Genomic DNA, 576 nt, shown 5'->3' with positions numbered 1-576 from the left:
GAAAGAAGGAGGGTTTTTTCTTTACGAGTGAAGATAATGGGGATAAAGTCTAAAAAATAATCCTCTCCTTTTTTATAAATATGAATTTGTAAATCCTGACTTATAGGGATAAGGGCTTGAATGAGCGTGTTGTTAGTATCTCTTAAGGTGTAGTAGGTAACATTGCTTTGAATTTCAGCACTCAATTCTTTATCTTGAGAGCTTAGGTTGTAGTAGAGTTTTTGAGGGATATGGTATTTTTCTAAAAACCCTAACAGCGTGAGCTTATCCCACACAAGCCTTTCACCCACCAATAAAGTTTGCTTTTTAGCCATTTCATCGGCTTTTAAAAGAACCCCATGGGATAAAAAAGCAACCATTAAAGAATAGATAAAATTTAAAATAATTTTCTTATGAAAAAATACCATGCAGTTGTTTAATGCCTTCAATTGAATCTGTATTTTATTAGTATAACATAAGCCGTTAAAGAAAAACGATACAAGTTTAAAGCCTAGCCTTGTTTTTATAGCTTTATGGAGCGCGTTTTATTGGTGCATGGTGGTTTCTCATAAATGGTTTTATCTCGCCTTATAGCAT

At 33.2% G+C, this 576-nt stretch carries 1 pseudogene; it reads right to left on the bottom strand.

The window, feature by feature from the left end:
* Positions 1 to 407, bottom strand: a pseudogene (gene csd3 / locus IEY78_RS35405) (peptidoglycan DD-metalloendopeptidase Csd3); the annotation flags it as partial.
* Positions 408 to 576 lie beyond the last annotated feature (169 nt).

This window comes from Streptomyces kronopolitis, assembly GCF_014646275.1.
GTDB classification, from domain to species: domain Bacteria; phylum Actinomycetota; class Actinomycetes; order Streptomycetales; family Streptomycetaceae; genus Streptomyces; species Streptomyces kronopolitis.
The sequence above is the reverse complement of the archived record's forward strand: the minus strand, read 5'-3'. Positions and strand labels throughout refer to the sequence as shown.